Raw genomic sequence first — 5,611 nt, forward strand, 5'->3', positions numbered from 1 at the left:
CTCACCCCTCCCCGTGACAATCTGCCATATCCGACAGATCAGCTCCGTCAATTGCTCCGCATCCAGGCCTGTAGTAGAGTCGTACCGCATCGGCTTCCCGTTCCGAAAATAGCGAGCTTTGGAACTTCTATTCTCCCGAATGGGAAGCCGATGCCTCGGAACGACACGCCCGAATCAGACCTTATGAATAACGCTCTCAATATCCGACAAGAGAGAAAGCGATCCGCGACGTGACACGGTACATCGAACTGCGTTACAATCAACAACGACTTCACTCGGGGCTTGACTATCGGACCCCGAACGAAGCCGAGCAGGCATGGATCACCGAGAACCTCGCCGCGTAGACAACTATTCAACTGGTCCAGGAAACGTTGGGCAGCTCAGACCTACCGTTCCACGGTCCCGGCGAACCGCTGACGACGAGCCCCTTCACTTGAAGTTCTCCGTCCTCCTCAAGCCGCCTCGCGACCTCGAACGCGAGCACGGCTCCGAGGCTGTGACCGAATATGACGATCGCCGTCCCGCTTGGGACCGCGCGGCGGATCTGCGCCACGGCGTCCACTGCGGCGGCCGCGACGTCGCGAAGCGGCTCGTCGATGAAGCGCTCCTCGCGTCCCGGGAGCTGCACGGCGAAGCTATCAGCGCGGCCAGCGCTCAGTGCGCTCCATGCGCGGAACGCGGAGGCGCCGGCTCCTGCGTAGGGCAGGTACACGATGGTGGACATAGGGCGTTCTTCCCGTCTTTCGCTGTCTTGATCGGGTCAAATTGTGGATACAGTCCCACGGCGATCGCCGTGCGCATGGGGGTCGAACAAGCTGCGCCCCCCACAACATCGCGGCCACACGCAGAAGACTCCTCGACTGCGATACGGCGAGGCGCACTCCGTCGATGAACTCCACCTGCACGCGACCCGCCGACGCGTTAACGCCAATCTAACGCCCGCTCCGAGGGGTGGGAAAGGTTGTCATCCCGCGTGGTGAGTGCCGTCACGTCTGCTTTGATGCCTGCGGGGAGCGGGGCGGCCAGCCTTGCGCCTGGCCGAAGATCGGCAGGATCCCGAGGAGTTTACCGGGAGTCCCTCCGCCAGCGTGGAGAAGCCGCATCAAGGCGTCCGCATCGTCTGGATCAACCTCGTACGCTGGCGTCCCGCCTGGAGCGCCACCGCGACCGGCCAGTCGCGGTTCGTGATGACTGTGGCCGCAAGGAGCGTCCCGAGGCTGTGCCGAAGAACAAGAAAAGTTGACCAGGCAGGTTAGGCATCTGAGAGGACTGCCCCGATACCCCCGATACCCCCGATTCCCCTCCGGCACCTCCGCCATCCGACACTCTCGCCCTGGCAGCAGTACGCCAGACCTCGATGGTCCTCGGGATCATGCCAGACAGAGACGCATAGCGGGCGGCACCCCGGAGGACGACTTTTTCATAGTCGGTGGCGGCTTCATGGACGTAGTCGGATCCTCGCCGAGGCGGATGAGCATCACGATCTCCGCGCAGAGCATCTACTCGCAGCTCACTCGCACCCGAGTTCTGTCAGCCCTTGAATAAACGCGTTCAACCGTCAGAGGTCGAGCGAGTAGTAGACGAGGGTCTCCGACCGATCAGTCTCAATGAAGCCGACCTTGGACATCACGTTCTGCGACGGGAGGTTCTCCACGCTCGTATCGGCGACAATCCGCCCCGCTCCGGCTTTTCGAGCGATCTCGACAGCTCGGCGAAGGGCCTCGGTCGCGTACCCACGGCCGCGAGCAGACGGCACTAGCCCGTACCCAACCTCGACCGTGCCATCCTTCGGCGGCCCGAAGAAACCAAGACCGCCGATCGCAGTATTGGTCTCTCGGATGCGAATCGCGTACATCGCAAACGGATGCTCGACTTCTCCCGTCTGCGCAGCCAAGCTCCTCAGCGGATCAATTTCGTCCGCAAACGGGTAGTCAGGCGCCCATGCCTCGTTGCCAGCAGGTTCTCCTGCCATGACCCGCGCGGCCTCGGACGGGGTGAAGGGATGCAGGATGAGTCTCGGTGATTCGTAGTCCACGCCATAATCTTGCCACCCAACGACCTGCCGGTGCGCCTGTTAGTATGACTGACCGTGTCCCTTTCCAGCGGCGCTGACGACGCGCTGAACATCCATGGTGCTTTCGCCACGTGGGCGAGGAAGCACCCCGACGCTCCGTGCGTAGTCTCAAGCGGCCGTACGTCGAGCTACCGGACCGTCGCTGCCACCGCGGATCAGATCGCCAGAAATCTAGCTAGCCTGGCCGTTGGCGGTGGCGACGTCGTCGCAATCGACGACCTGCCACGCTCCGAGCCGTTCGTCGCATTGCTGCTCGGAATTTTGTCATGCGGGGCGGTCTACACGGTGCTCCCGTCGCACTCAAAGGAACAACGCGCGGCCGCGCTCGCGAAGCTCGCCCCGCGTGTCGTCGTCGACAAAGCGCTCCTTCTGCGCCTCGCACTCGGGACATCTCCAAACTCAACATCGCGCGATGTACCCACGCTTAGCCCGGCCGAGCCGAGCACGATCTTCTTCACCGGCGGCTCGACAGGGGAGCCCAAGGGCACGATCAGCACCCATGGTGCCAGCGTAACGCTCTTCTCAGACCGCCGTCTCGCTGACTTCGGTCCCGGAACGATGATGCTGCAGGCGGCACCGATGCAGTGGGACGGGCTCACGCTGGAACTGTGGAGCATGCTGACGAGGGGTGGAGCAGTCCTCCTCGCCGATCACGGCGCGGTCCTCACCCCCGAAGACGTGCGCCGTTACGTCGAGCTCGGGCTGACTCATCTCTGGCTAACCGCTTCGGTCTTCAACCTGCTTGTAGACCAGGACCCGCTGTGTTTCGCGGGACTTCGACATCTGCTCACCGGAGGGGAGAAGGCCTCCGAACGTCACATGCGAGCGTTCTTAACCCACGTGCCGGATGTTCGTCTCACTAACGGCTACGGTCCAGCGGAAGCGACAGTCTTCGTCACAGCCCAGCACATCGTCGCCGAGGATCTCGTCGGCTCGGAGGGTGTCTCCGTCGGCGTACCGGTTGGAGGTGCCGAAGTCATCGTGGAGTCCCCGGCGGGGGAACCCTGCGAGGAAGGGCAAGTGGGGGAAGTCGTAGTGCTCGGGGACCGCGTTGGTCTGGGGTACCTCGGGCGCCCCTACGACCACCCGTTCAGCATTCGACCAGGGAGTAATGGGGAAGCGGACAAACGCGTCCTGCACACCGGTGATCTCGGCTACATCCGAGATGGCCGCCTGTACCTAGCAGGTCGGATTGATCGCCAGTTGAAGATCCGGGGGATGCGAATCGACGTCTCCGCGTTAGAGCGCGGCGTCTGCGCGGCGTTCCCCCTGCTCGAAGCCCGAGCGGTCGCGGTCCGTGACGATGACGGGGTGGCCACAGGTTTCGCAATGTACTACCGGGCAAACGAGGAACACGCGGCGGATTTGCTCGATTGGTTTGCACGAGAGTCGGTGATTTCACCGCGCCGGATCGAGCGCGTCCAGGCGTTTCCCACCACCCGGACCGGGAAGTTTGACGAGCTCGAGATGGAGCGCCTCGCACGCAGACCCTCGGACTCGGCAGCAACTGGGGACCTGGTGGCCTCGGTACTTGCGCGATACGGCATCCTGGCTGACTCGTCAGGGACCCTCTTTGAGCTCGGCGTGTCGTCGTTGGACGCCCTGCGGATCGGTATGGACCTCGGCCGCAACCTACCCTCCTTCGACGCACGACAATTGACGCCGACTTCGACCGTCGCTGCGATCCGGGACATGGTTTCCTCTGTTCCAAACCAGCCGCTTGAAAGAGACCGCGTCGATCTCGGATCCGCAGAGATCGACGATACGCTCCGAGGTTTCGTGCTGGCTCAGGCATTCGATGAACACGATGTGACCGCGCTATGCGCCCTACGATTCGACTGCGAGGAAGCTCTCGACCTAGATGTGCTCCTCGAAGCAGCTAAGGCGGTCCAGACAGCACATCCCCTTCTCAGAGCGCGGTGGAGTCTCGAAGTCGTGCGACCAGGTGAGACGAACAGCCGCCCCCTGCTGACAGCTGTCCAGCACGGCACACTCGAAGACGCGCTCTTCGCGTATCAGCTGGAAGTCGAGGATGGCGAGAACTGGCATGTGGTCTACGACAATCGAGGCGGGCGGTTCTCGTTCGGGATCGTAATTCATCACGTGATCTTCGACGGCTGGTCGGAAGACATCCTCCGCAGGGATTTTGCGCGTGCGTACTCGGCACTATTGCAGGGCCAACACGCCCACTTCGGGACCACATGGGGGACAGTCGTTGATGTCCATCGCAGGCGCGCGCTTGAACAGCGGCGACTCGCGGTCGCCGAGCGCCTCGATAACGCGGCGGCTCGCTTGGCGCACGTCCGTGATCCGCATCGAGACGAACGTTCTCGGGCGGTAGGACTAATGAAATTTCCACCGACACGCTGTCACAAAATTGCGATCCCGGAGGTTGCAGTGCGTGCTGTTCACGAGCGAGCGCACCACACCGGCGTGGAGCCCATCGCGGTCTACCTGCAGACTTACTATCTCTCCATCGGAGTAGATGACACGGGAACGAGTGGCGTCCCTGTATCGACGCGGCGGTTCTCGAGTGAGCTGAATATGATCGAGTGTGCCATCGCCATGGCGATCGTCAGACATCCTCGTGATGTCGAAGCTGGGGACGAACAGCTCCACTCGATCGCTAAAGAGTTCGCCGAAGCCAAGGCGTTCGCCGATGTGCCGGCATCGTCGATCGTCAACGCGGTCGGCATCTCGAGGAGCACCGCAAACCCGTTGTACTCCTCGATTTTCGTGCTGCAGGAGCCAGCCCGGGCGACAGATAGGTTCGGAGCACTTGAGGCGCGGTTCAGCCGCCCACAGACGCCCGAGATAGCGGTCGACCTAATCGTGGACGTGACGCCACACACACATGGCGGCGCGACACTCACAGTCCAGGGCTCTACTATGGTGTACGATATGTCGATGCTCGAGCTAATCGGTCAACGCTTCACGGCAGCGCTGCTGTCGAGCTGAGACAGCAGGACGACATGCCGAAGCCCGCAACCGACCTGGTACAGACCTACTACCGCACGGTCGACGACGATCCTGGAGCCGTGCCGTCCTTATTCTCCTTAGAGGCGGTCTACGAGCGTCCCGGGTACGAACCGCTCGTAGGACGTTCATCGATCGCGCGGTTTTACGACGGGAGGCGCGTGATCCAAGCCGGCGGGCACTGGATCGAGGAAGTCATCCACCAGGACGATCGAGTCGCGGTGCGCGGTCACTTTAAAGGTCGTTCGCACTCAGGGGAGCCCCTCGATGCGAGGTTCTCGGACTTCTTCGAGTTTGAGGATGGGCTGATCAGCCGCCGGACGACGTAGAGCGTTATTCATAAGCGTTTACCAGCCGAGTCGGTAAAGTTCGAGGCGGGTGACGGTGCGAATGAGGTTGGGAAGTTCTGTAAGACGTCCGCGATAGCCGGTCTTGAGGATTTTCCAGTTCTTCCAGTGCGCGATGCATCTTTCGACCGCCGAACGGATGGAGGAGATGTATCGGTTGGCTGTACGTGTGTTGTCATCATGTTGTCCGTGGTGAAATTTTTTCCGGGGAGTG

The 5,611-nt window shown here is 62.0% G+C and carries 5 protein-coding genes; 2 read left to right on the forward strand and 3 right to left on the reverse strand.

Going from position 1 to position 5,611, the window contains the following annotated elements; all coding sequences use genetic code 11:
• Window positions 1–352 precede the first annotated feature (352 nt).
• A complete protein-coding gene (locus tag C5D07_RS02970) occupies window positions 353–724 on the reverse strand; it encodes a thioesterase II family protein (RefSeq protein WP_104258645.1) in 372 nt (123 codons plus the stop codon).
• Between the two features lie 834 nt (window positions 725–1,558).
• Complete coding sequence (locus C5D07_RS02975; protein ID WP_068250283.1) at window positions 1,559–2,035, reverse strand: GNAT family N-acetyltransferase; 477 nt, start codon at window positions 2,033–2,035, stop codon at window positions 1,559–1,561.
• Between the two features lie 54 nt (window positions 2,036–2,089).
• Between C5D07_RS02975 and C5D07_RS02980 the strand changes: the two genes are divergently transcribed.
• Together C5D07_RS02980 and C5D07_RS02985 are read left to right on the forward strand one after the other, a co-directional pair.
• Window positions 2,090–5,032 carry an AMP-binding protein gene (locus C5D07_RS02980; protein WP_068250280.1) on the forward strand — a complete coding sequence of 981 codons (2,943 nt, stop codon included), beginning with the start codon at window positions 2,090–2,092 and terminating at the stop codon, window positions 5,030–5,032.
• Between the two features lie 14 nt (window positions 5,033–5,046).
• Window positions 5,047–5,379 (forward strand): nuclear transport factor 2 family protein, encoded by a 333-nt coding sequence (locus C5D07_RS02985; RefSeq protein WP_104258646.1) that lies wholly within the window; start codon window positions 5,047–5,049, stop codon window positions 5,377–5,379.
• Window positions 5,380–5,397: 18 nt separating this feature from the next.
• Here the strand turns inward: C5D07_RS02985 and C5D07_RS02990 are convergent.
• On the reverse strand, window positions 5,398–5,611 hold a 214-nt coding region (locus C5D07_RS02990), incomplete at its 5' end, for a transposase family protein (protein ID WP_146079783.1).

Origin of the sequence: Rathayibacter tritici (assembly GCF_002932875.1) — a bacterium.
Classification (GTDB): domain Bacteria; phylum Actinomycetota; class Actinomycetes; order Actinomycetales; family Microbacteriaceae; genus Rathayibacter; species Rathayibacter tritici.